Raw genomic sequence first — 21,152 nt, 5'->3', positions numbered from 1 at the left:
GGCCTGTCACTGCAACCCCATCGTCACGAAGCGCTGCACCAGTGACGCCAGCAGCAGTGCCAGCAGGGGCAGGCTGAACCAGAAGCTGCTCTGGAGCCAGCGGAGTTGGCGGACGCCCGGCCGGACCGCCACCCGTACGATCTCGCGGACGCTCAGCAGGACGATCAGGGCGATCGCGGCCAGGCCGCCCACCACCGACCACGGTGTCCAGGTGACCTGGGGGCCGATCGGGCCGGGATCGGGGGCCGGGGCCCTGCCCGGCTGGTCGCGCAGGGCGAAGATCGTGGCGTCGGTGTTGGAGAAGACCTGTTCGAGGTCGGTGCGTCTGTCGAGGTTCTGGATGAGCCGGGACTCCCAGTTCTCGGAGTAGCCGGCATCCATCTGGAGGTTGACGACCTGGCTGCGGTTGACGATCAGGAAGGAGTTGGCGCCCGCGTCCTTCAGCGCCTTGGCCACCCCGGACACCAGTACCGGGTCGCTCGGCGCGAGCGTCGGCACGTACTCGACCTTCTCCATGTCCCGCGCGCCCCACGGCATCGCGGGCGTCACATTGTTCACCGGGTCGTCGCTGAGCCAGAGCAGCCGTACGGTCGGGTCGTCGTGGGCGTAGACGTACTCCATGGCGGCGACCTCGCCCGGACGGACCCGTTCGAAGGGTTCGTTGCCCCAGCGGGCGACCAGGAAGCCGCCGATGAGGACGAGACCGGCCAGCAGGGCGGCCGGCGGGGCGAGGCTCACCCGGTCCTTGTCGCGTTCCTCGGCGGTGACGCCGGTGCGCGGGAAGAGGGCGAGGCCGGCCAGCAGCGCGGCCCCCGGCAGGGCGAACATGAAGACCCGCAGCGCCATCTCGCCGCCGTACGACTGCATGCCGAAGCCCAGGAACGGGACGAAGGTCAGGACCAGCAGGGAGCGTTCGCGGTACCTGTTCCCGCGGCGGCGCCAGAAGCCGTAGCAGGCCAGGAGCATGACCGTGCCGGCGAGGGCCACGCGCGCGTAGAGGACGAGTTTGTGGGTCGAACTGCCCTCGCCGATCCGGCCGGAGACCGAGGACGTGACATTGCCGCCGACCCCGCCGACCCCGCCGAAGAGTTCGTCGAAGTGGCCGGACCAGTAGGGCTCGGCGAGATAGCCCACCCAGACGGCGACCAGCACGGCGAACAGGATGGGCAGGCCGCGCAGTTCGCAGCGGCCGATCAGGACCAGGGCCGCGAGGACGCCCAGCATCACGAACGGGGTGAGCTGATGGGCCGGGACCGTCGCCGCGTACAGCCCGATCAGGACCATCAGCAGGACCGCGCGTTGGCGGCGGTCCGTCGGCTCCACCTCGGCCTCGCCGGGGCGCACCTTGCCCCACAGCATGTGCGGGGCGCGGAACCAGACCAGCAGGATCGCGACGAAGACCAGGTAGAGGAGGTAGGTGAAGCCCTGCGGGGAGAAGTAGTCCTGGCCCACCCAGCCGCTCAGGACGAAGACCCAGATGCCGGTCCAGCGGGCGCGCCAGCCCGCCCGCATATGGCGGGCGAGGAGGAACATCGGCGCCAGATAGAGGAGTTGGATCGCCGTCGGCCACCAGCGGATGATCTCGGTGAAGTCGGTGACCCCGCAGGCCTCGGCGACGAACGCCGCCGCCGCGAAGAAGCCGGGCCAGCTCCAGCGGGCGTCCAGGTCGGGTACGGCCGTGCCGGTGCGGTCGATGTAGTCGATGAAGCCCAGATGCTGCCAGGCGGTGGCGAAGCGGGGCTCGGTCTCGATCACGGCCGGAAGCGCGTGCAGCGAGAACACCGTGGCCAGGAGCGTGATCAGCAGCAGTCCGCGGTGCTCACGGGCCGGCCACAGCAGCGCGGCGAACACGACGGCCAGCAGCGCCGCCCCGACCAGCGTCGGGGCGGGCAGCACGGAGATCAGGCCGAGCCCGCCCATCCGGTCCAGATCGGCGTCGTCCAACGCCAGCGCGGGCACCCAGTAGAGCAGAAGCGCGCAGAGCAGGAGGAAGCCGAGGACCACACCGGTGATCGTGGGGTGCGACAGGCGTTCGCGGAGGGGCACCCGGGGCGCCTCCTCGGCGGACGTGACTTCCTGGACCGGGGGCTTCGCGTCGGGCCGCTCGGGTGCCTCCGCCCGCGCCGCGAGGTCCGGTTCCCGCACGGCCGGCTCGAACGGCGCGTCCACCTCCGGGACCTCCGCCGGGCCCGGCGACGATTCGGAGCCGGGCTCGCGCTCTTCCACCGGCAGGCCCAGCGAGGCGAGCGGGGTGAGCGGGCGGGTCGGCCGGTCCTGGGCCCAGGCCGGCCGGTGGTCCTTGCGTACGGGGCGTACGGACGCGGTTCCGGTGGGCGGGGTGCCGGGGCCCGGCCGTACGTCCGGGCGGCGCTCCAGATGGTCGAAGTCGACGTGGACGCCGAGCGCGAGGGTGTCGGAGTCGAGCCGCCGCGACCACGCGCCGCTCTGCCGCTTCGCGGCGGAGGCCACCCGGCCCAGATCGGCGAGATCGCCGTCCGGAGCCGTGCCGGCGGGCACCTCGGGGGGCCCGGCGGCACGCAGGATGCGGTACAGCCGGGGCGCGGCGATCAGCACGATCACCGCGAGGCTGGAGATCTCGGCGACCCCCGCGCCGGTCAGGCCCATCCGGGGCAGCAGCACCAGCGTCAGCCCGAGTACCAGGGCGCACAACAGGCCCTGCAGCCAGGCCAGTCCGGCCGTGCGGCTCTGCGCGCGCAGCACCGCGAAGTACGTCTCCATCACGACCCGCAGCAGCGCGCCGACCGCGAACCAGCGCAGCAGCCCGGTCGCCGCGTCCGCGTAGGCCTGCCCGAAGACGGCCAGGATCCAGGGCGCCCCGAAGAACAGCACCCCGCACACCGGCAGCATGATCCGGGCCATCCGCTTCAGCGCGGCCCGGGTGTTGGCCGCGAGCCGGGCCGGATCGTGCGCGCCCTCGACGGTCAGCGAGGCGCCCATGTTGATGGCGAGCAGATTGACCGTGCCGCCGATGGTGGTGGTGATGTAGAAGTACGCGTTGTCGGCGGAGCTGACCTGGGCGGCCACGATCACCGGCACCAGATAGACCACGGCCAGCGAGAAGAGGGACCCCGTGTAGTCGCCGGCGAGGAAACGGCCGATCTCCCGCAGCGACGGCGGACGCGCGTGGTCCTCGGTGGCCCCCACATGCCTCGGGATCAGCCGCCGGAACACCAGCCAGCCCAGCGGCAGCACGGACAGCGCGATCGCCGCGACCCAGGACACGAAGACGCCCATGGTCGGGATCGCGGCGGCGAACACCACCAGGAGCACCAGCTTCACCGCCGAGAACACGGTGTTGCCGACCGGCACCCAGACCGCGCTGCGCAGCCCGGTGAGCACCCCGTCCTGGAGCGTCAGCGTCGACCAGGCGACCACCGCGAGCACGAAGAACACGGCGTTCAGCGGATCGTGCAGAAAGCGGTACGACGACCCCCACAGGCCCAGCGTCAGCAGGAACACGCCCGCCGCGACCGCCACCGTCAAGGCGCTGCCCGCGTACGTACGGAAGATCAGCCGGCCGGTGTCCCGGCCCGCGACCGGGATGAACCGGGCCAGGGCGCCCGTCAGCGTCAGCGCGGTGAGCCCGGCGAGGAGCTTCATCGCGGCGATCGCGGCGGAGCCCTGACCGACCGAGGCCTCGGTGTAGTAGCGGGCGGCGGCCAGCCAGAAGCCGAGGCCGAGCACGGCCGAGATACCGGTGTTCAGCATCAGGGCGTAGGCGTTGCGGAACAGTTGGTCGCCTCCCGCCCCCCTGCCCAGTCCGGGCAGCCGCAGCCGTCGCCCGCGGCCGGCGCCGGAGCTTCGCCCGGTCTCCTCGGTCGTGGTGTTCTCGGCCTCGTCTGCCGTGGTGGTCGTCGTGTCAGACACGGGAACGGATGGCCTTCCGGACCTGTCGTGCTCTTCGGACCATGGCGTACCCCTTGGTCAGGGCACGGTCCCGGGCGAAGTTACGGGCGATCGCACGGCCCTCGACGAGCCGTTCGAACTCGGCGATCCCGGTGGAGCGCCGTACGGTCACCCGCCGCAGCGCGTACGGGCCCTGCGCGCGCCGGGCCAGCGCGTTGCCGACCGCCAGCGACTGGGCGAACCCCGTCTCCCGCACCGCGACCCGCACCCGGCGGCTGGAGTAGCCGTACGGGTAGGCGAACGAGACGGGCCGGGTGCCCAGTTCGTCGGCGACGATCTGGCGGCAGCGCCGCAGTTCGAACCGGAGCCGGTCCTCGTCGAGCGTGTCGAGCTGCGGATGGGTGTGGCTGTGCCCGCCGATCTCCACGCCGCCCGCGGCGAGTTCGCGGACCTGGTCCCAGCCGAGCATGGTGTCGAGGGCCTCGCCGTTGTCGTACGGGCCCTCGATCCAGCCCGTGGTGACGAACAGCGAGGCCGCGAAGCCGTGTTTGGTGAGGACGGGCAGGGCGTGCCGGTGCACACCCGCGTAGCCGTCGTCGAAGGTGATCAGCACGGGCCGGGCGGGGAGCGGGCGGCCGTGCCGCCAACCCGCCGCCAGATCCGCCGTGTCGACCGGGGTCAGGCCCAGGTCGTCGATGAGCGCCATCTGTTCCGCGAAGGCCTCCGGGGTCACCGACAGTTCCCTCGTGGCGTCGTTCGGCGCGGTGGACACCGCGTGGTACATCAGGATCGGTACGGCCGTCGCCGCCCCCGTCGAGTCCGTCATGACGAGCCCCCCTCGCCCCCCTTGCCGCCCGTACCACCCGGGATCCCGCCGACCGAGAACGTGACCTCGCCCCGGCGGGCCCGGACGCTCCCGACAACGTACCCCCCGGCCGCCGCCGCCACCCCCGTGACGATCGCGCCCGCACGTCCCGCGCCCCCCTTGCGGCCGAGCAGCGCGTCCCGCAGTCCGCGCGCCACCCCGGCGGGCAGCACCCGTGTGGTGTACCGGCGCTCCGACTCCAGCCCCTTGCCCGCGCCGACGCTCCGCGCCACCAGCGCCTTCGACAGGCCCTCGGCGTAGGTGCGCGTACGGAAGTACCCGAACCGCTCCCGTACGCCCGGCACCCGGTGGTGGATCACCGCCCGGTCGTCGAGCAGCAGCACCGCGTCCGGCCGGGCCCGGGAGAGCCGGATGCACAGCTCCGTCTCCTCGCCGCCCAGCGGGCGCTTGTCGCCGTCGCGGCCGATACCGGTGGCGAAGCCGCCGGCCGCGTCGAAGGCGGTGCGGCGGAACGAGGCGTTGCCGCCGAGGACGTTGCGGACCTCGGCGACCCCACCGGGCAGGCCCTTGTAGGCGCAGCCCACCACCCAGTCGAACTCCTCCGGGAACCAGGCCGGGCGGCGGCCGGACGCCCACACGGGCACCGTACGGCCGCCGACGGCCATGACCCGGGGGTCGGCGTACCCCTCGACGAAGTACGCGAGCCAGTCGCGCTCGGCGACCGCGTCGTCGTCGAGGAAGGCGATGATCTCCCCGTACGAGGCGGCGATGCCCGTGTTGCGGCCCGCGGACAGCCCGCGGGGGCCCGCGTTGGCGAGCACCCGCACCTCGTCGACCTCCTTGTACTCCCCGGTCAGACGCTCGAGGAGGGCCTGGTTGTGGTCCACCACCAGGAGCGTCTCCAGGGCCGGCCGGGACTGGGCGCGCACCGAGGCGACCGCCGCGAGGATGTCCTCCCAGCGGTCCTCGGTGTACACACAGACCACGACCGAGACGGCCGGCTCGCTCAAGACGACTCTCCCCGGCCCGCGGTGAGCGTCGTGGCGTGCGAACGGCTGCGCAGCGCACGCCGGTTGTTGCGCTCCTTCAGGATCACCCGCAGCACGCGCAGTCCGTCGCGGACGGCCCGCAGATTGCTCGCGCCGTGGATGCGCAGATACTCGTGGCTGGGGATCTCCTGCACCTTCAGGCCCGCCTTGACGACCCGGATGTTCATCAGGGTCTCCACCTCGAAGCCGGTGCAGTCGAGGTCGATCTTGTCGAGGCAGTGCCGCCAGAACGCGTTGTAGCCGTAGCACAGATCGGTGTAGCGGGCGCCGAACTTGCGGTTCACGGTGGTGCACAGCGCCCAGTTGCCGAGCTTGCGGATCAGGGTCATGTCGTCGGTGCCGCCGCCGTTGGCGAAGCGGGAGCCCTTGGCGAAGTCGGCGCCCGAGACCAGGGCGGACACATAGGAGACGATCTCGTGCCCGTCGGCCGAGCCGTCCGCGTCGACCATCACGATGATGTCACCGGTGCAGGCCGCGAACCCGGTGATCAGGGCGTCGCCCTTGCCCTTGCCCCGCTGCGGGACGACCTTGACGTCCGGCCACAGTTCACGGGCCACCGCGACGGTGTCGTCGGTGGAGTTGCCGTCGACCAGGACCACTTCGTGGATCCAGCCCGGCAGCGTCTTGAAGACGTACGGCAGGTTCTCCGCCTCGTTCATGGCGGGGATCACCACACTCACCGGCGGCGCGATGGCCAGGTGGTTGGAGATCGGCCGGTACTTCGCGAGCGTCGGCTCGTCGGCGTCGGTGGTATCGGACTCTGATGTCGGTTCGGATATCGCCGGGCGCAGAACTGAGCTCATGAGTCTGGTCCCTCTCGTCCGGTGGACCACCCGCCCCTGGGTGGTCCGGCAATGTGTCCGGTTCGAAAGGGGGGTTCTCACTCATGGCATGCCGAAGTCGATCTCCGTGCACGCCGGGTGAGCTGGCAAAAGCCGGCCGACTGCCGTGACTCGGCAGTCGGTCGCGCGGCACGACTCGGTGAACGGTGCGGTCACCGAGCACGGCACCCCCCTACCGCGCCCCGCGCCGGGATCGCCGCGCCCCTTGAGCCCTCCCCCAGGAGCATGTGCTGACGGACCGATGCGGGTTGATGTACAACGATGTAAGACGGTATTGATGGTTGAGCCCGTATGGCAAGGCCTATTGCGAGGCCTCACGTTTTTGTTGTTGTGTCCGTTACCTGACCTCCCGACCGGATACTTCCCAACCGTTTCAACAGTCTGTCCGCCGGCTCGAACAACTCCGGTCGCGCCAGCACCGCGTTGCGCAGTGCCCTGACCGGTGCCCGTCGGGCCCGGTGCCCGAGCGCCACCGGATGGCGCCGGGTGACCCACCCCTCCGACACGGAGATCTCCCGGGTCTTCAGGGAATCCTTGTACTGCTTCTGACCCCGGCCCAGATCCAGATAGGCGATGCCGTCGGCGGCACCCTCCTCGGCCATGTGCAGATGCAGCAGCAGGCCCGGCGAGAACCGCGCGAACGCCGGGTCGTACGCCGGGAACCAGCAGGTCAGCACCCGTTCGGAGCGCAGCCCGAAATGAGCCGCGGCCGGCTTGCCGTCCGCGTACAGCACGGACAGCTGACCGGCGAAGGATTCGGAGCGGGTGTGGAAGAGGCGGTGCACCAGCCGGGTGATCCACGGGTGCGCGAAGCGGTCGCTGCGACCCGTCCTGCGGTACTGCGCCGACTTCCAGGCCATCAGCGTGCGCAGCGCCTCGGGGTCGCGCTCGTCGTGGACATAGCGCACCTCGTTCGCCGCGCGGCCGAGCCTGCGCTCCTTGGCGAACGTCGAGCGGACGAACTTCGGTGAGCGGGCCCGCAATTGGCTCAGATAGGCCTCGTAGCCCTGCTCCAGGTCCATCACCGGCGACGGGAAGCTGTCGGTGACATGGGCGGCGAACGGGGTCTGCCCCTGCGCCAGATGGTCGAACTCCCACACCGCGAGCCCGCAGGCGCGCAGCAACTCCTGGGCGTCCCAGGTGAAGCCGGGGCGGTGGACCACGCCCTGGCAGTCGGAGAGGCCGAGCCCGACGGCTCTGCCCACCCCGACGGCGGATCTCTGGTACGGGAAGAAGGCCACCGGTTCGCCGCCCTCCCGGACGACCGCGATCCGCACCCCGCGCCGGCAGCGGCCCACCGCGAGCGCGAACTCCGGGGACAGGAACGGGTTCGCCAGCTCCGGCGCGCCGTGGAGATGGGCCTTCGACTGCAAGGCGGTCCAGGCCGCCCGGTCGACGGCGGTCAGCTCGCCTGGGCGGTACACACTGATGTCCACGTCTCAGGTCCGTCTTCTCTCCGTACGGCCGCGCATGAGCCGTACCAGACTCGGCAGGAGAACGAGCGAGCTGATCACGGTCACGGCCGTGATCCCACCGGTCACCGACCACGAGTGGGTGGCGATCATGCCCTGGGCGACGAGGAGGTTCACCGCGATCGCGCCCGCGAGGGACGTCACGACCCGGCCGAACGGCTCCAGTCCGCGCAGTACGGCACCGATGGCGGCTCCTGGCGCCACGAGGAGGAAGAACAGGGTGAACGGGCCGCGCAGCACCGAGTCCGCGTCGGCGAACGCGAGCGCCGCGCCGACCCCCGCCACGGCCGCGGCCACGCCCGCCAGCAGTGGCCCGCCACCGCCTGACCAGGATGGCTTGATACCCAAGGTCTGCATTGGCGACTTTGCCCCCTGAAGCGCCGGATGCCGGGCTTCAATGTCGCTCAGTGGGCGCGGGGGAGTCAATACGTCGAGGCGCTCCGCACGGGTCCCTGGGCCTTTTCGTCATGCGTGGGCAAAGAATCGCGCCGCCTCATACGGAATTTCCCTGGAGGCGAGCCGCGCCTCCAGGGAAACTTCCGTTCACGGTCGGACAGTCGTGCGGTCGATCGGTGTTACGGGACGATCTGCAGCAGACGGTTCGGGGAACCGGTGCCGGGGCTGGTGACCTTGCCGGTGACGGAGCCGCCGGTCAGGGCCGTGGCGACCTGGGCCGGGGTGGCCGAGGTGTGGCCGGCCAGGTAGATCGCGGCGGCGCCCGCGACGTGCGGGGTGGCCATCGAGGTGCCCGAGATGGTGTTGGTCGCGGTGTCGCTGGTGTACCAGCCGGCCGTGATCGACGAACCCGGGGCGAAGATGTCCAGGACCGAGCCGTAGTTGGAGTAGCTGGCGCGGGCGTCCGTGCTGGTGGTGGCGCCGACCGTGATCGCCTCGGTGACACGGGCCGGGGAGTACGAGGAGGCGTTGGCGCTGCTGTTGCCGGCCGCGATGGCGTAGGTCACGCCGCTGGCTATGGAGTTGCGGACGGCCGTGTCGAGCGCGGTGGAGGCGCCGCCGCCGAGGGACAGGTTGGCGACCGAGGGGCCGCTGTGGTTCGCGGTCACCCAGTCGATGCCCGCGACGACACCGGCCGTGGTGCCGGAGCCGGCGTTGTCCAGCACGCGCACGGCCACGATCTTCGCCGACTTGGCGATGCCGTAGGTCGAGCCCGCGATGGTGGACGCCACATGGGTGCCGTGGCCGTTTCCGTCCTGCGCCACGTTGTCGTTCGAGACGGCGTCGTAGCCGTTGACCGCCCGGCCGCCGAACTGGGAGTGCGAGATGCGCACACCGGTGTCGATGACGTACGCGGTCACGCCGCTGCCCGCGGTGTCCGGGTAGGTGTAGGTGCCGGAGAGCGGCAGCGACGCCTGGTCGGAGCGGTCCAGGCCCCAGGGGGCGTTGGTCTGGGTGGCGTCGGCGGTGAAGACCTGGTTCTGCTCGACGGAGGCGACCGCCGGGTCGGCGGCCAGTCTCTTCGCCTCGGTGGCGGAGAGCTCGGCCGCGTAGCCGTTGAGCGCGGTCTTGAAGGTCCGCTTCACCGAGCCGCCGTACTCCTCGACCAGGTCCTTGCCCGCGCTCGACGCGGCCTTGAGGCCCGCGCTCTTCTTGAGCGTGACGATGTAGCTGTCCTTGACGGCGGTGGGGGAACCGGCCGCGAGCACCTTGCCCTCGGCCGGGGCGGCCTGGGCGGGGAGCGCGGTCAGGCCGCCGAGCAGGGCGGCGGTCGCCACGGTGGTGACGGCGGCGACACGGATGTTCTTGCTACGCAGGTGTGCCATTACGAGGGATTCCTCCTCATGGGCGGCGCACGCCTTGGGTGGGGCGCGCGTCTGTGGGGGGTGCGTGCGGGATCGCACTCACGGCCGGGAGCGTCGCGTTCCGCCAGCGGCTGTAAGCAGACTGGTCGAGCGATCGGGTGTGACTCAAGGGAGTTGAGGTCTTGTCATGTTTCTGTCACACCCGTGAAATCCAACGGGGGTCGGACGCGGTGGGTACGTTCCCTTGCGACCGGGAAAGTATTGACATGAACACTTCCGATCAACACGCGTAGTTGCTACGACGGTTGAGGCAGAGATCCTGCTAAAGGGAGGTTCCATGAGACGTTCCCGACTTGCGGCATACATGACCGCACTCCTCCTCGCCGCCGGCGTCGCCCTCACCGGGGCCGCGACGGCGCAGGCGTCCCCACAGGCCGCCGCCACCGGCTATGTGGCGCTCGGCGACTCCTACTCCTCGGGTGTCGGCGCGGGCGGCTACATCTCCTCCAGCGGCGACTGCAAGCGCAGCACGAAGGCCTACCCGTACCTCTGGGCCGCCGCCAACGCCCCCTCCTCGTTCGACTTCACGGCCTGCTCGGGCGCCCGAACGGGTGATGTTCTCGCCAACCAACTGGGCCCGCTCGGGGCGGGCACCGGACTGGTCTCCGTCAGCGTCGGCGGCAACGACGCCGGCTTCGCCGACGTCATGACCACCTGCGTCCTCCAGTCCGACAGCAACTGCCTCGCGCGCATCAACACGGCGAAGGCGTACGTCGACTCCACGCTCCCCGGCCAGCTCGACAAGGTCTACTCGGCGATCAGCGCGAAGGCACCGGCCGCCCATGTGGTGGTGCTCGGCTACCCCCGCTTCTACCAGCTCGGAGGCACCTGCCCCGGCCTCTCCCAGGCCAAGCGGACCGCCATCAACAACGCGGCCGACCACCTGAACACCGCCCTCGCCAAACGCGCCGCCGACCACGGCTTCACCTTCGGCGACGTCCGCTCCGCGTTCACCGGGCACGAACTGTGCTCGGGCAGCGCGTGGCTGCACAGCCTCAACCTGTTGAACATCGGCGAGTCGTACCACCCGAAGGCCGCGGGCCAGTCGGGCGGCTATCTGCCGGTGTTCAGGAACGCGGCCTGACGGCCCCGTTCAGGGCCCCGGCCTCGTCGTCGTAGTCGGCGTCGGAGTCGCTGTAGTCGTCAGGGTTCTCCGAGTCGTCGGAGGGGGAGGTCCCGCCCGTGGTCGGGGCCTCCGTCTCGCACGACACCGAGAACGCGACCGAGTTGGACTCGGCCTTCAGCGGCCCGCGGACCTCGACACTGATCTCGTCCGCGTAGCTGCTGTTCGCCGAGACGGCGACCCGGTCCTGCTGGGTCTTCCCGCCACCGGACGTGAACGACAGGGTCTTCCAGCCCTCGTCCTCGACCTCGCCGCCGCGCGCCACCCAGCGGTACTCGACGTCCGCGGGAAGGCTGCCCACGGTGAACGTCGCGGTGAACGTGGGCGCCTCGGCCTCCGCCGGCGGACAGGCCCCGGAGTAGTCCGTGTTCGCGCCCTCCACCGCCACCTCGACCGACTGCGCGGGCGGCTTCGTGGTCGGCTCCTCCTCCTCGTCGGGTGTCGCGGAGGGGGTCTCCTCGTCGGCGCTCGGCTCCTCGCCCGTACCGCCGTCACCGGTCTGCTCGCTCGCGCCGCCCACCGTGCCCGCGCCGTTGGTGGGGTTGCCGCTGTTCCCGCCGTCGTCACGGTTGAGCAGGGCGTACGTCAGTCCCGCGACGGCGAAGGCGATCGCCGCGACACCCGCGACCAGGAAGACCAGGGCCCGGCGGTTGCGGTCGGGCTCGCGGGTGGGCACCGGGGAGGGGTGGGTGGCGGCCGGGGTGGGACGAGGCGGGGTCGGCGACCCGTACCGGCTCACGTCCCGTTCCGGGTCCGCGCCCGTGACCGGGAAGGCGGCCACCGTCGGGCTGTACGGGGGCGTCTCGTCCGAGCGCGGGGTGCCCCCGGCGCCGATGATCCGCAGATCCCGCTCGGCCTGCTCGGCGGAGATCCGGTCGGCCGGGTCCTTGCGCAGCAGGCCCTCGATCACCGGGGCCAGCGGACCGGCCCGGAGCGGGGGCGGCAACTCCTCGTCCACGACCGCGCGCAGGGTGCTCAGCGGGGTGTTCTGCCGGAACGGCGAGTTGCCCTCGACCGCCGCGTACAGCAGCACACCGAGCGACCACAGGTCCGACTCGGGGCCGAACGCACGGCCGAGCGCGCGCTCCGGGGCCAGGAACTCCGGGGAGCCGATCACCTCGCCGGTCATCGTCAGCGCGGAGCTGCCCTCGACCGTGGCGATACCGAAGTCCGTGAGCACCACCCGGTCCTCGTTGGACAGCAGCACATTGGCCGGTTTCACGTCCCGGTGCAGCACCCCGGCCTCGTGCGCGGCCCGCAGCGCGGACAGCACCTCGGCGCCGATGTGCGCGGCACGCCGCGGGGAGAGGGGGCCCTCGGCGTCCAGGAGATCGGCGAGCGACAGTCCGCGCACCAGCTCCATCACGATCCACGGGCGGCCGTCCTCCATGGCCACGTCGTACACCGTGACGACATTGCGGTTGGCGACCCGGGCCGCCGCCCACGCCTCCCGCTCCAGCCGGGCGTACATCCGCTCGACGTCGGCGACCGCGACACCGCCCGGCGCCCGCACCTCCTTGACGGCGACCTCGCGGTGCAGCACCTCGTCACGGGCCCGCCACACGGTTCCCATGCCGCCCTCGCCGAGCGGGGTCAGCAGCCGGTAGCGGCCCGCGATCACACGTTCACCGCCGGGTTCTTCGGACACGGCCATCCCCCGTCACTCGTATCCGCACGCACTCGGGCCCGGAATCTCCACTCCGTACGTTTTCTGCCCAAAAGTAGCTCAGCCGAGTGCGGATGTTGCCCCCCTGAACACCAGAACGGCCCCGAGCCCGACGACCAGCAGGGCCGAGGCCAGCGGTACGGTCCTGCGCACCAGCGCGGCCGTCGGCCCGCCGAGCCTGCCCTCGCCCCGGTCCATCACCCGCGTCACCCAGCCGCCCGCCTTCACCACGGCGTACCCGGCCGCCGTCAGCGTGAGCGCCAGACCGATGCCATACGCCAGCACGAGCAGCAGCCCGAACCAGGCCTTGCCCAGCGCCGCCGCGCCGACCAGCACGACCACGGCCGAGGGGCTCGGCACCATGCCGCCCGCGAAACCGAGCAGGATCGTGCCCCGCAGGGTGGGCGCGGTGGGGTGCGTGTGCGTGAAGCCGCCGTGGGTGTGCGTGACGCCACCACCGAAGAGGGAGCGCTTCTGGGCGGGGGCGTCGTGGTCGTGGCTGTGGTGGTCATGGTCGTGCTTGTGACCATGGCTGTGATCGTGCTCGTGATCGTGGGTGTGGGTCGCGACCGACGCGTGGGCGTGCGTGTGCGAGGTGGCCTGGGCGAGGACGAGTTCCCGGCTGGGCTCGTGCGCGTGGTCGTGCGCGTGGTCGTGCGTGTGGGAGTGCCCGTCGCCGTGGCTGTGGTCGTGGTGGTGACCCTCTTCATGGTCGTGGTCGTGGTCATGGCTGTGGTCGTGGCCGTGTTCGTGCCCGTGCCCATGTTCGTGTTCATGTCCGTGCGCGTGCGCGCTCGCGTGGGTGAGGGACAGTTTGCGGTTGAGCCAGGCGCGGCGGGCCAGGGTGACGCCCGCGCCCATCACGAACAGGCCGCTCGCGATGCCCAGCCAGGTGATCACGGACGGCGCGGCGGCGGAGCCGGCCAGGACGAGGAGGCCGAGGGCGACGACGCCCAGGGTGTGGGTGACCGTCACCGACGCGGCCATGGGCAGGACGTCCCGCATCCGGGCCCGGTCGCGGGCGGCGGCCGTCGCGGCCATCAGGGTCTTGCCGTGGCCCGGACCGAGCGCGTGCATCGCGCCCAGGAACATGGCGATGCCGAAGGCCAGCGCACCGAAGCCGAAGGTGAGGTCCTGGCTGGAGACCAGGTCGTCCAGGGCCCGGGTCCAGCGGTCCGCGCCGCGCGGGAGGATCGACGCGCCCGGCGCCGCGTTCTCCTGCTCGGCCAGCGCGGGGCCGCCCGGCTCCACCTGGAGGGAGGCCTTCGCCGTGTCCTCCGGCGACTGCAGCAACTCCGCCGGGTACTCGGTGAGTTGATTCGAGACCGACTCCTCCGGCACGTCCGACCCGGCCAGCGTCATCCGGTCGCCCTGAGCGGTGACCTCGCGCCAGCCGGGCCCGGAGTCCACGGCCGCGTGGAAGCGTACGTCGGCGGCCCGGTCCGGCAGCGCGGCCGTCAGCCGGCACTCCACCCGCAGCGTCTTCAGCCCCGCCTGGCCCGGCCGTTCCTCGGCCCGGCTGGACTTCAGCGCCACCTCGACGGCGTTCCCGTCGACGGTGACCTCACTGCCCTCGGTGGCCTTCTCGCACCGCTCGCGGGCCCAACTCTCCTCGCCCTGACGCTTGATGGCGGGCGCGGCCTGGGTCGCCGGGATCTCCGCCAGGTCCTCGACATGGAAGATCTTCAGCTGTCCGGGGGCGGCGACCAGACCGTCGTACCGGTTGACGGTGAAGTTGCCGAGCGGGTGGGCGCTCGCCGTCCCGGTGGGGACGAGGACGAGTGCGCAGGCGGCCAGGAGGACCGCCGTGCCGGAGGCGAACACGCGCCGGGGAGAGATCACTTGGCGGTCTCCAGAGCCTGCAGTTTCTTGAGGGTCCTACGGGCCTCCGCCGCGCCGAGCGGCGAGAAACCGGCGTTGAGGTCGAGCGCCGCCTTCAGGGAGGCGCGGGCCTCCTTCTTGTCGCCGGCCGCGTACTCGACCATTCCCCGGTGGTACAGGAACGTCGCGTCCTGGTATCCGGTGGCGGTGGCGCGGCGGGCGTACGGCAGGGCCTCGTCGTCGCGGCCGTTGACGTGCAGCGCCCAGGCGAGGGCGTCGGCGGTGTGGACCGTCTCCCGGCGCTTCCACTCGGCCTCGGCGGCCCGCAGCGCGGCCTTGGTGTCGCCGTGGTCGGCGGCTGCGAGCGCGGTGTCGAGGTCGGCGTTGACGCCGTTGGAGCGGGCGATGGCGGTGTAGGCGTCCACCAGCGCGTACTGGTCGCCCGCCCGCGTCTTGTCGCCCTTGGCCTCGTACAGCTCGCCGAGCACGACCAGCGGGCCGGGCAGCGGGTAGGAGGAGACGACCTGTTCCAGGCCGCGGATCGCCTCCGCGCCGTCGCCGCTGGCGGCCTGGGCGCGGGCGCGGCCCTCCAGGGCGGGGAGGTAGGTGTCGTCGGCGCCGAGGGCGCGGGCGTAGTGGTCGAGCGAGGTCCTGTAGTCGCCCTGCTTCCAGGCCAGTTGGCCGAGCTGGGTGGCCACGTAGGCGATGTCGCCGCGGGTGGCGGCCGAGTCGAGGGCCCGTTCCAGGACGCGCCGGGCGGTCTTCACGTCGCCGCGCAGCTCGTACACATAGGCGTACCGGGTGAAGACGGGGATGCCGGGGCGGCGGGTGTCGGCGAGCTCGACCGCCTTCAACGCGTCGTCGTAGCGGCCGAGTTCGACCAGGGCGTCGACGCGGCTGCACAACGCCCGTTCGCTGTACGGGTTCTCCTTGAGCGCCTTGTCCGCGTACCGCAGGGCGTCCTCGAACTCGTGGCGGGCGGCGGCGAGGGCGGCGAGGCCCGCGAGCGCCGGGTCGTTGCCCGGCCGCAGCTTCAGCGAGCGCTCCAGGGCCTTCTCGGCCTGCGGGTAGCGGGACGGGTCGCCCTTCACCCGCGCCTGCTCCACATAGGCGAGGCCGAGCGTGGACCAGGAGCCGAAGTCCTTGGGCTGTTCCTTGAGATGGGCCTGGAGGCGCTCGACCGCCGTGTCGAGGTCCCCACCGGCGAGCTGGGCCGACGAGACACCGGGCGAGGAGGACATGGCCACCGTCCGCCCGTCGTCCTTGGCCCCCAGCGCCACCGCGAACCCGGTGAACGCCACAGCCAGCGCCGCCGCACAGGCGACGACCCGCCCCAGCCGCCGCCGCGCCGACTCGCCCGCGGGCCCACGCCCGGACCCGGCGGCCCCGGCTTCCGGCTCGACGGTGTCGGGGCGGTCGTTGTCGGGTGCCCCCTCGTCGGGGCGGGGGCGTCCGTCCTGGGGCGCGCTCTCGTTCGTACGCGGGGACATGGCCCTCTCCTCAACATCCTTGCCGAGTGCGGTGATCGTGGTCGTGGGGCGCGGCCCGCGCCGTGGGGGATGGATACGAGCGGGCCGCGCCGGTCATGGTGACCGGGCCCAATGGGGGAGGGCCCGGTCGGGGGCCCGCGGAGGGGCGGACGGCCCGGCCGCAGGCGGGTCGGCCTAGTAGTAGGCGCGGTCGTTCCGGCGGCGCCACCACAGCAGGCCCGAGCCGATCAGCAGGACACCGGCCGCGCCGGCGCCGGCCGAGGCGGCGATCAGCGTGGTGTCGTCGGTGCCGCTCTCGACACCGCCGCCCAGCGCGCTGCGGACGTTGTTCGTGGTGTTGCCCTTGACGGTCTTGCCGCGCGAACCGGCCGTCGGCAGACCGACGTACGGGAAGGACTTGCCGAACTTCTTGTCGTTCTTGTCGACCGCGTCACCCAGGTCGTTGGGCGCGTCCACGAGTTCGCCCTCGACGACCTGCAGCGCGATGTCGATCACGTCGTCGGTGAGCCGGCGTCCGTTCGGGAAGCCCTGGTTGTCACCGTCCAGCACACCGAGCCGCTTCGGCTTCTTGGTGGGCTCGATGGAGGTGTTGAGGCGCAGCTGCTCCGACGGGGTCACGTGCGGCGGCTGGTTGAGGCCCTCGACACCCTTGAGGAAGACGTCCACGAGGTCGTTGCGCGGCTCGGCCGGCGCCGGGATCTTGTAGATCGCCTCGATGAGCTTGGGCAGTTCGGGCTCGGTGACGTTCTTCAGGAACTGCGCGTCGTCCACCGGCGAGGACGCGTTGAACTCGTCCTTGTCGCCGATGGGGTTGACGACCTCGTTCACCAGCGGCATGCCGAGGCGCGACACCTGGTGGTACTGGCCGTCGGCGCCCGCGCGCTGGGTGGTCGACCAGATGCCGACGATCGGCTGGTCCTTGGACCCGACCAGCGCCTCGCTCGGGACCTGGAGGGCGATCGAGTTGACGTTGTAGCCCTTGAGCGTGTCCCGCCCGACCTCGGAGAGGTCACCGCCGTACAGCAGGTCGAAGACGCGCAGGTCCAGGAAGAACGGGTCGTCTGCCTGACCGGCGTACGTGGTCACCCCGCTCGGGGCCTCGTAGACGGCCTCGTCGCGCAGCTTCTTGAAGTCCGGCATCGACGCCTTGCCGACGTTCGACGGCGCCACCCACACATCGTCCGCGAGCTGCGTCTTGGAGACCGCCTTGCGGTTCCTCAGCTTGATCAGCTCGATGTCGTACGTCTGTGTGATGTTCAGGTCCGGGTCGTCGAGGCTCTCCACGACGCCCGTGTTGTACAGGAAGGTCTTGTCGTTCTTCGTCTTCGTATTGAACGTGTACCGGAAGATCAGGTCTTCCTGCGCGTCGCCGTCCTGGTCGACGCGGATGTCGTACTGCGCGTCCTCGGAGAAGGTGAAGAAGTTCGGTCCGCCCGCGGGCTCCTCGAAGGGGATCCAGTTCGCGATGACCGTGGTCGTGTCCGGCTTGTCAGGGCTGACGAACGCGTACACGTCGGTGTTGTCGAACTGGGGCTCCCCGGAGATGAGCGGGGCCTCCCGGTGGCTGGAAGCCGAGGCCGTCCCCGGTTCGAGCACGGTCACGCCGGCGGCTGCGAGCCCTCCGGCGGCCAGCGATGCACAGATGAGGGAGGCGATGCTCCGCCGTCCCGAGCCGCTCCTGGAAGTAGGTGTCGTCATGCCGTCCGTCCTCTGTCCCAACTTGCCTGACGAACGCCATTCGGTGCGGTCGGCAGGGTGGATTGGTCGAATCCCAAACGTTCTTACGGCGCGTTTGAAGGGTTGTTTCAGTGGAGAGCGACATTCGTTGATCCGATGTTCGGATCGGTCGGCCCGATCGGTCGGCCCGATCGGTCGACCGGAGACCCGCGTATTGGGCAGTCTGATCCGTAACCCCATCCGGAGGTGGGTCGGTTGCGAATGGCTTACGCGCGGGGATGGCCGTGCTCGGCCGGAGGCGAGGGGGAGCGAGTGGAGGCGGACGAGCTTCTGGTCCGGGTGGCCGGAGGCGACCAACGGGCGTTCGAGGAGCTGTACGTACTGGTGTCCGGCCCGGTGTTCGGGCTGGTCCGCCGGGTCGTGCGGGACCCCGCGCAGTCGGAGGAGGTGGCTCAGGAGGTGCTGCTCGAACTGTGGCGTTCCGCGGGCCGGTTCGACCCCGCCCGCGGCAGCGCGCTGTCCTGGATACTCACCCTCGCGCACCGGCGCGCGGTGGACCGGGTGCGCAGCGCCCGCGCCGCCACCGAACGCGAGCAGCGCGAGGGACGCCGTAACCACCACCCCGCCTTCGACCAGGTCGCGGAAGAGGTCGAGGCCGGACTCGAACGCCAGTGGGTGCGCCACTGTCTGGAGAAACTCACCACCCTCCAGCGCGAGTCGGTCACCCTCGCCTACTACGACGGCTACACCTACCGAGAAGTGGCCGAGCGGCTCTCACTGCCGCTCGGCACGGTCAAGACCCGTATGCGCGACGGACTCACACGGCTGCGCGAATGCCTGGGAGGAGTCGCATGAGCGCCCAGTTCGGCCGGCCCGGGGGAGGTGCGGAGTGAGCCTCTTCCGTCGCGAGGATCTCCACTCGCTCGCCGCTCCCTACGCCCTCGACGCCCTGGAGCCCGAGGAGCGGCGCCGCTTCGAGCAGCACCTGGAGCGCTGCGACCGCTGTCCGGCCGAGGTGCGCGCCCTGTCCGAGGACGCGGTCCGCCTCGCCTGGTCGACGGCGGCCCCGGCACCCATGGCGATGCGCGACCGGGTCTTCGCCGCCGTACGCAACACACCACAGGAGAACCGGTCCTGGAGCGCGCGGTCGGCACGGGACCGGCATCTGCCGCGCCATGTGTGGGGCACCGAGCCGCCGCCGAAGGCGCGCGCCCGTGCGCCCCGTCTGCGCTCTTTGCGCGTCCCGCTGGCCACCGTCACCGCCGCCGCCGCACTCGTCGTGGCCTCCCTCTTCGCCGTGCAGGTCGACCGCACCCGGGACGAACTGGCCGCCGAGCGGGACCGGGCCAGTGAGATCGCCCACGTTCTCGCCGCGCCGGACGCCCGCGCGACCAGCGACCGGGACACGGAGGGCCATCGCATCGGAGTGATCGCCTCCGCGGAGGAGGGCAGCGCGATCGTGACCCTCAGCGGATTCAAGGACCTCCCGAACAACCGGGTGCATCAGCTCTGGCTCATGCGCCCCGACGTGCAACCACGCTCCCTCGGTCTCTTCGACGGCGACACGCCCTTGGTCACCGAGGGAATGGACAACGATGCGACGTCACTCGCGGTGACCGTCGAACCCGACGGTGGATCAGCGCAACCCACCAGCCAGCCAGTTGTCCAACTCGCCCTGGAATCGGTCGGATTCGGAGAGTAGTCAACAACCCCCCGACGGGGTAGAGGAATACCGGGACCGTGATTCCCGAGTGCTCCAACGGGGCGATATGGTTACGCTGCCCGGGCCGGGTGGACTCGTACGGGTGGGGAGTGACATGGAACAGATAACAGTGCGCAGGGCGCGAGTCCCTGCGATCACGTGCGGGAGCAGCGCGACCAGTTCGCGTCTCGACCGCCATCTCTCGGTGCTGAGCGGCCCCGCCGTGCCACAGCGCGAGGCGGCGGAGGCGACCTCGCTGATGCGTGAGATAACGTCACGTTCCCCGCAGGAGCGCAGCAACCGCAAGGACACGCGCGTCGGCCGGGTCTCGCTGTTCGCACCCCTGAAGAGGCTGCGCCGCTCGCTGTTCGGCAGCCGCTAGTACCCCACGCTCCAAGGGCTTTCCCGCAGGAGGGCCCGCGCTCAGGCGACCACACCGTCCCGGCGCAGCGCTGCGATCTCCTCGTCCGTCATCCCCGCGGCACGCAGCAGCGACCCGGTGTGCTCCCCGAGTGCGGGCACCGCTCCCATCCGCGCCTCGTCCCCGCCCGGCAGCGTGATCGGCGGCAGCAACGCCCTCAGCGGCCCCACCGGTGAACCCACCTCCCGCCACCGGTCCCGGGCCGCCAACTGCGGATGTGCCGCCACCTCCGTGACATCCCGTAGCCGCGCACAGGCGATCCCCGCCGCCTCCAGCCGCGCCAGCGCCTCATCGGTGCCCAGCACTCCGAGCGCCCTCCCGACCAGCTCGTCCGTACGCTCCCGGTGCTCGACCCGCGCCGGGTTCGTCGCGAAACCCGGATCGACCGCCAACTCCGGCCGCCCCAGCACCTGTTCGGCGAGCCGCCGCCACTCACGGTCGTTCTGCACCGACAGCAGCACCCGTCCGCCGTCCGCCGTCGCGTAGGCGTCGTACGGCGCGATCACCGCGTGCCCGAGCCCCGTGCGCGCCGGCGCGCTCCCGCCGTGCATCGCGTGATGCAGCGGATGCCCCATCCACTCCGCGAGCGCCTCCAGCATCGACACCTCCACCGGCCCGCCCCGCCCGGTCGTGCCCCGGCGGACGAGCGCCGCGAGCACCCCCGAGAACGCGTACATCCCGGCGGCGATGTCCGCCGCCGGGATGCCCGCCTTCACCGGCCGCTCCGGGGTGCCCGTCACCGACACCAGCCCGGCCTCGCACTGCACGAGCATGTCGTACGCCCGCTTGTCCGAGTACGGCCCCGACGCCCCGTAGCCCGAGATGTCCACCGCGATCAGCCGGGGGTGCGCGGCGCACAGCGTGGCGGCGTCCAGGCCGAGCCGCGCCGCCGCGCCGTGCGCGAGGTTCTGCACGAACACGTCCGCGTCCGCCACCAGCCGCCGGACGACCGCCAGGCCGCGCGGGTCCTTCAGATCCAGCGCCAGGGACTCCTTGCCCCGGTTGCACCACACGAAGTGCGAGGCGAGGCCCCCGGCGGCCGTGTCGTAGCCACGGGCGAAGTCACCGCCGTCCACCCGCTCCACCTTGATCACCCGCGCGCCCAGATCGGCGAGCTGGCGGGTGGCGAAGGGGGCCGCGACCGCCTGCTCGACGGCGACGACGGTGAGGCCGTCGAGCGGCAGGGGATCGGCGGGCCGGGGCTCGGTGGACTGCGGATCGCGGGGTAGGGGATCGCCGGGCGAAGGTTCGGTGGGCGGAGGTTCGGTGGGGCCGGACGGTGAGCGCATGCCGTGGATCATGTCCCCGCCGGGCCGCCGTTGTCACCAGGACGTAGCGCGTGTCACGTGCCCCCGGCGACCCGGCGACCCGGCGAC

16 protein-coding genes are annotated in these 21,152 nt (G+C 71.5%); 4 read left to right on the top strand and 12 right to left on the bottom strand.

The genetic code is table 11. The features are described from left to right. Positions 1-6: 6 nt before the first annotated feature. The 7 genes from F9278_RS08415 to F9278_RS08385 form a co-directional block, all read right to left on the bottom strand. The gene (locus F9278_RS08415; RefSeq protein ID WP_152167734.1) at positions 7-3,888 is read right to left on the bottom strand and encodes a lipopolysaccharide biosynthesis protein; all 3,882 of its coding nucleotides are present in this window, start codon (positions 3,886-3,888) and stop codon (positions 7-9) included. Further along, the gene (locus F9278_RS08410; RefSeq protein ID WP_152167733.1) at positions 3,881-4,693 is read right to left on the bottom strand and encodes a polysaccharide deacetylase family protein; all 813 of its coding nucleotides are present in this window, start codon (positions 4,691-4,693) and stop codon (positions 3,881-3,883) included. The genes F9278_RS08415 and F9278_RS08410 overlap by 8 nt, the downstream gene beginning before the upstream one ends. Further along, positions 4,690-5,703, bottom strand: a complete 1,014-nt coding sequence (locus tag F9278_RS08405) for a glycosyltransferase family 2 protein (protein WP_152167732.1) — start codon at positions 5,701-5,703, stop codon at positions 4,690-4,692. Before F9278_RS08405 ends, F9278_RS08410 begins: the two co-directional genes overlap by 4 nt. Next, positions 5,700-6,545: a glycosyltransferase family 2 protein gene (locus F9278_RS08400; protein ID WP_152167731.1), complete on the bottom strand. Its 846-nt coding sequence runs from the start codon at positions 6,543-6,545 to the stop codon at positions 5,700-5,702. The genes F9278_RS08405 and F9278_RS08400 overlap by 4 nt, the downstream gene beginning before the upstream one ends. A gap of 353 nt (positions 6,546-6,898) precedes the next feature. Then, positions 6,899-8,020 carry a GNAT family N-acetyltransferase gene (locus F9278_RS08395; RefSeq protein WP_152167730.1) on the bottom strand — a complete coding sequence of 374 codons (1,122 nt, stop codon included), beginning with the start codon at positions 8,018-8,020 and terminating at the stop codon, positions 6,899-6,901. 3 nt (positions 8,021-8,023) lie between these two features. Continuing rightward, entirely contained in the window at positions 8,024-8,413 is a 390-nt protein-coding gene (locus F9278_RS08390; RefSeq protein ID WP_152167729.1) for a hypothetical protein, read from the bottom strand. A 218-nt stretch (positions 8,414-8,631) separates the two neighbouring features. Further along, entirely contained in the window at positions 8,632-9,837 is a 1,206-nt protein-coding gene (locus F9278_RS08385) for a S8 family peptidase (protein WP_152167728.1), read from the bottom strand. A 316-nt stretch (positions 9,838-10,153) separates the two neighbouring features. Between F9278_RS08385 and F9278_RS08380 the strand changes: the two genes are divergently transcribed. After that, positions 10,154-10,960 carry an SGNH/GDSL hydrolase family protein gene (locus tag F9278_RS08380; RefSeq protein ID WP_152167727.1) on the top strand — a complete coding sequence of 269 codons (807 nt, stop codon included), beginning with the start codon at positions 10,154-10,156 and terminating at the stop codon, positions 10,958-10,960. Here F9278_RS08380 and F9278_RS08375 read toward each other — a convergent pair. From F9278_RS08375 to F9278_RS08360, 4 genes are all read right to left on the bottom strand, one after another. Further along, the gene (locus F9278_RS08375; RefSeq protein WP_152167726.1) at positions 10,944-12,653 is read right to left on the bottom strand and encodes a serine/threonine-protein kinase; all 1,710 of its coding nucleotides are present in this window, start codon (positions 12,651-12,653) and stop codon (positions 10,944-10,946) included. The two genes, F9278_RS08380 and F9278_RS08375, sit on opposite strands and share 17 nt — an antisense overlap. Before the next feature lie 72 nt (positions 12,654-12,725). Beyond that, positions 12,726-14,504, bottom strand: coding sequence for a nickel transporter (locus F9278_RS08370; RefSeq protein ID WP_404819005.1), 1,779 nt, complete (start codon positions 14,502-14,504; stop codon positions 12,726-12,728). Next, positions 14,504-15,976, bottom strand: a complete 1,473-nt coding sequence (locus tag F9278_RS08365) for a tetratricopeptide repeat protein (RefSeq protein ID WP_152167724.1) — start codon at positions 15,974-15,976, stop codon at positions 14,504-14,506. Before F9278_RS08365 ends, F9278_RS08370 begins: the two co-directional genes overlap by 1 nt. A gap of 174 nt (positions 15,977-16,150) precedes the next feature. Next, the gene (locus F9278_RS08360; protein WP_152167723.1) at positions 16,151-17,674 is read right to left on the bottom strand and encodes a DUF4331 domain-containing protein; all 1,524 of its coding nucleotides are present in this window, start codon (positions 17,672-17,674) and stop codon (positions 16,151-16,153) included. Between the two features lie 291 nt (positions 17,675-17,965). Between F9278_RS08360 and F9278_RS08355 the strand changes: the two genes are divergently transcribed. From F9278_RS08355 to F9278_RS08345, 3 genes are all read left to right on the top strand, one after another. After that, complete coding sequence (locus F9278_RS08355) at positions 17,966-18,508, top strand: sigma-70 family RNA polymerase sigma factor (RefSeq protein WP_152167722.1); 543 nt, start codon at positions 17,966-17,968, stop codon at positions 18,506-18,508. 34 nt (positions 18,509-18,542) lie between these two features. Continuing rightward, on the top strand, positions 18,543-19,355 hold the full coding sequence (locus tag F9278_RS08350) for an anti-sigma factor (protein ID WP_152167721.1): 813 nt from the start codon (positions 18,543-18,545) through the stop codon (positions 19,353-19,355). A gap of 115 nt (positions 19,356-19,470) precedes the next feature. After that, positions 19,471-19,737, top strand: a complete 267-nt coding sequence (locus F9278_RS08345; protein ID WP_152167720.1) for a hypothetical protein — start codon at positions 19,471-19,473, stop codon at positions 19,735-19,737. Positions 19,738-19,778: 41 nt separating this feature from the next. Here F9278_RS08345 and F9278_RS08340 read toward each other — a convergent pair whose 3' ends face one another. Then, on the bottom strand, positions 19,779-21,065 hold the full coding sequence (locus tag F9278_RS08340; protein WP_226966672.1) for a CaiB/BaiF CoA transferase family protein: 1,287 nt from the start codon (positions 21,063-21,065) through the stop codon (positions 19,779-19,781). Positions 21,066-21,152: the final 87 nt, after the last annotated feature.

It is taken from the genome of Streptomyces phaeolivaceus (genome assembly GCF_009184865.1).
In the GTDB taxonomy this organism is placed as follows: Bacteria; Actinomycetota; Actinomycetes; order Streptomycetales; family Streptomycetaceae; genus Streptomyces; species Streptomyces phaeolivaceus.
Note: the sequence above shows the minus strand (reverse complement) of the source record. Positions and strands in the feature narration are given on the sequence as shown.

Coding starts and splice junctions, on each gene's coding strand:
- F9278_RS08410 (WP_152167733.1), bottom strand. CDS start 4,693: ATGACGGACTCGACGGGGGCGGCGACGGCCGTACCGATCCTGATGTAC.
- F9278_RS08400 (WP_152167731.1), bottom strand. CDS start 6,545: ATGAGCTCAGTTCTGCGCCCGGCGATATCCGAACCGACATCAGAGTCC.
- F9278_RS08390 (WP_152167729.1), bottom strand. CDS start 8,413: ATGCAGACCTTGGGTATCAAGCCATCCTGGTCAGGCGGTGGCGGGCCA.
- F9278_RS08385 (WP_152167728.1), bottom strand. CDS start 9,837: ATGGCACACCTGCGTAGCAAGAACATCCGTGTCGCCGCCGTCACCACC.
- F9278_RS08380 (WP_152167727.1), top strand. CDS start 10,154: ATGAGACGTTCCCGACTTGCGGCATACATGACCGCACTCCTCCTCGCC.
- F9278_RS08375 (WP_152167726.1), bottom strand. CDS start 12,653: ATGGCCGTGTCCGAAGAACCCGGCGGTGAACGTGTGATCGCGGGCCGC.
- F9278_RS08365 (WP_152167724.1), bottom strand. CDS start 15,976: ATGTCCCCGCGTACGAACGAGAGCGCGCCCCAGGACGGACGCCCCCGC.
- F9278_RS08360 (WP_152167723.1), bottom strand. CDS start 17,674: ATGACGACACCTACTTCCAGGAGCGGCTCGGGACGGCGGAGCATCGCC.
- F9278_RS08345 (WP_152167720.1), top strand. CDS start 19,471: ATGGAACAGATAACAGTGCGCAGGGCGCGAGTCCCTGCGATCACGTGC.
- F9278_RS08340 (WP_226966672.1), bottom strand. CDS start 21,065: ATGCGCTCACCGTCCGGCCCCACCGAACCTCCGCCCACCGAACCTTCG.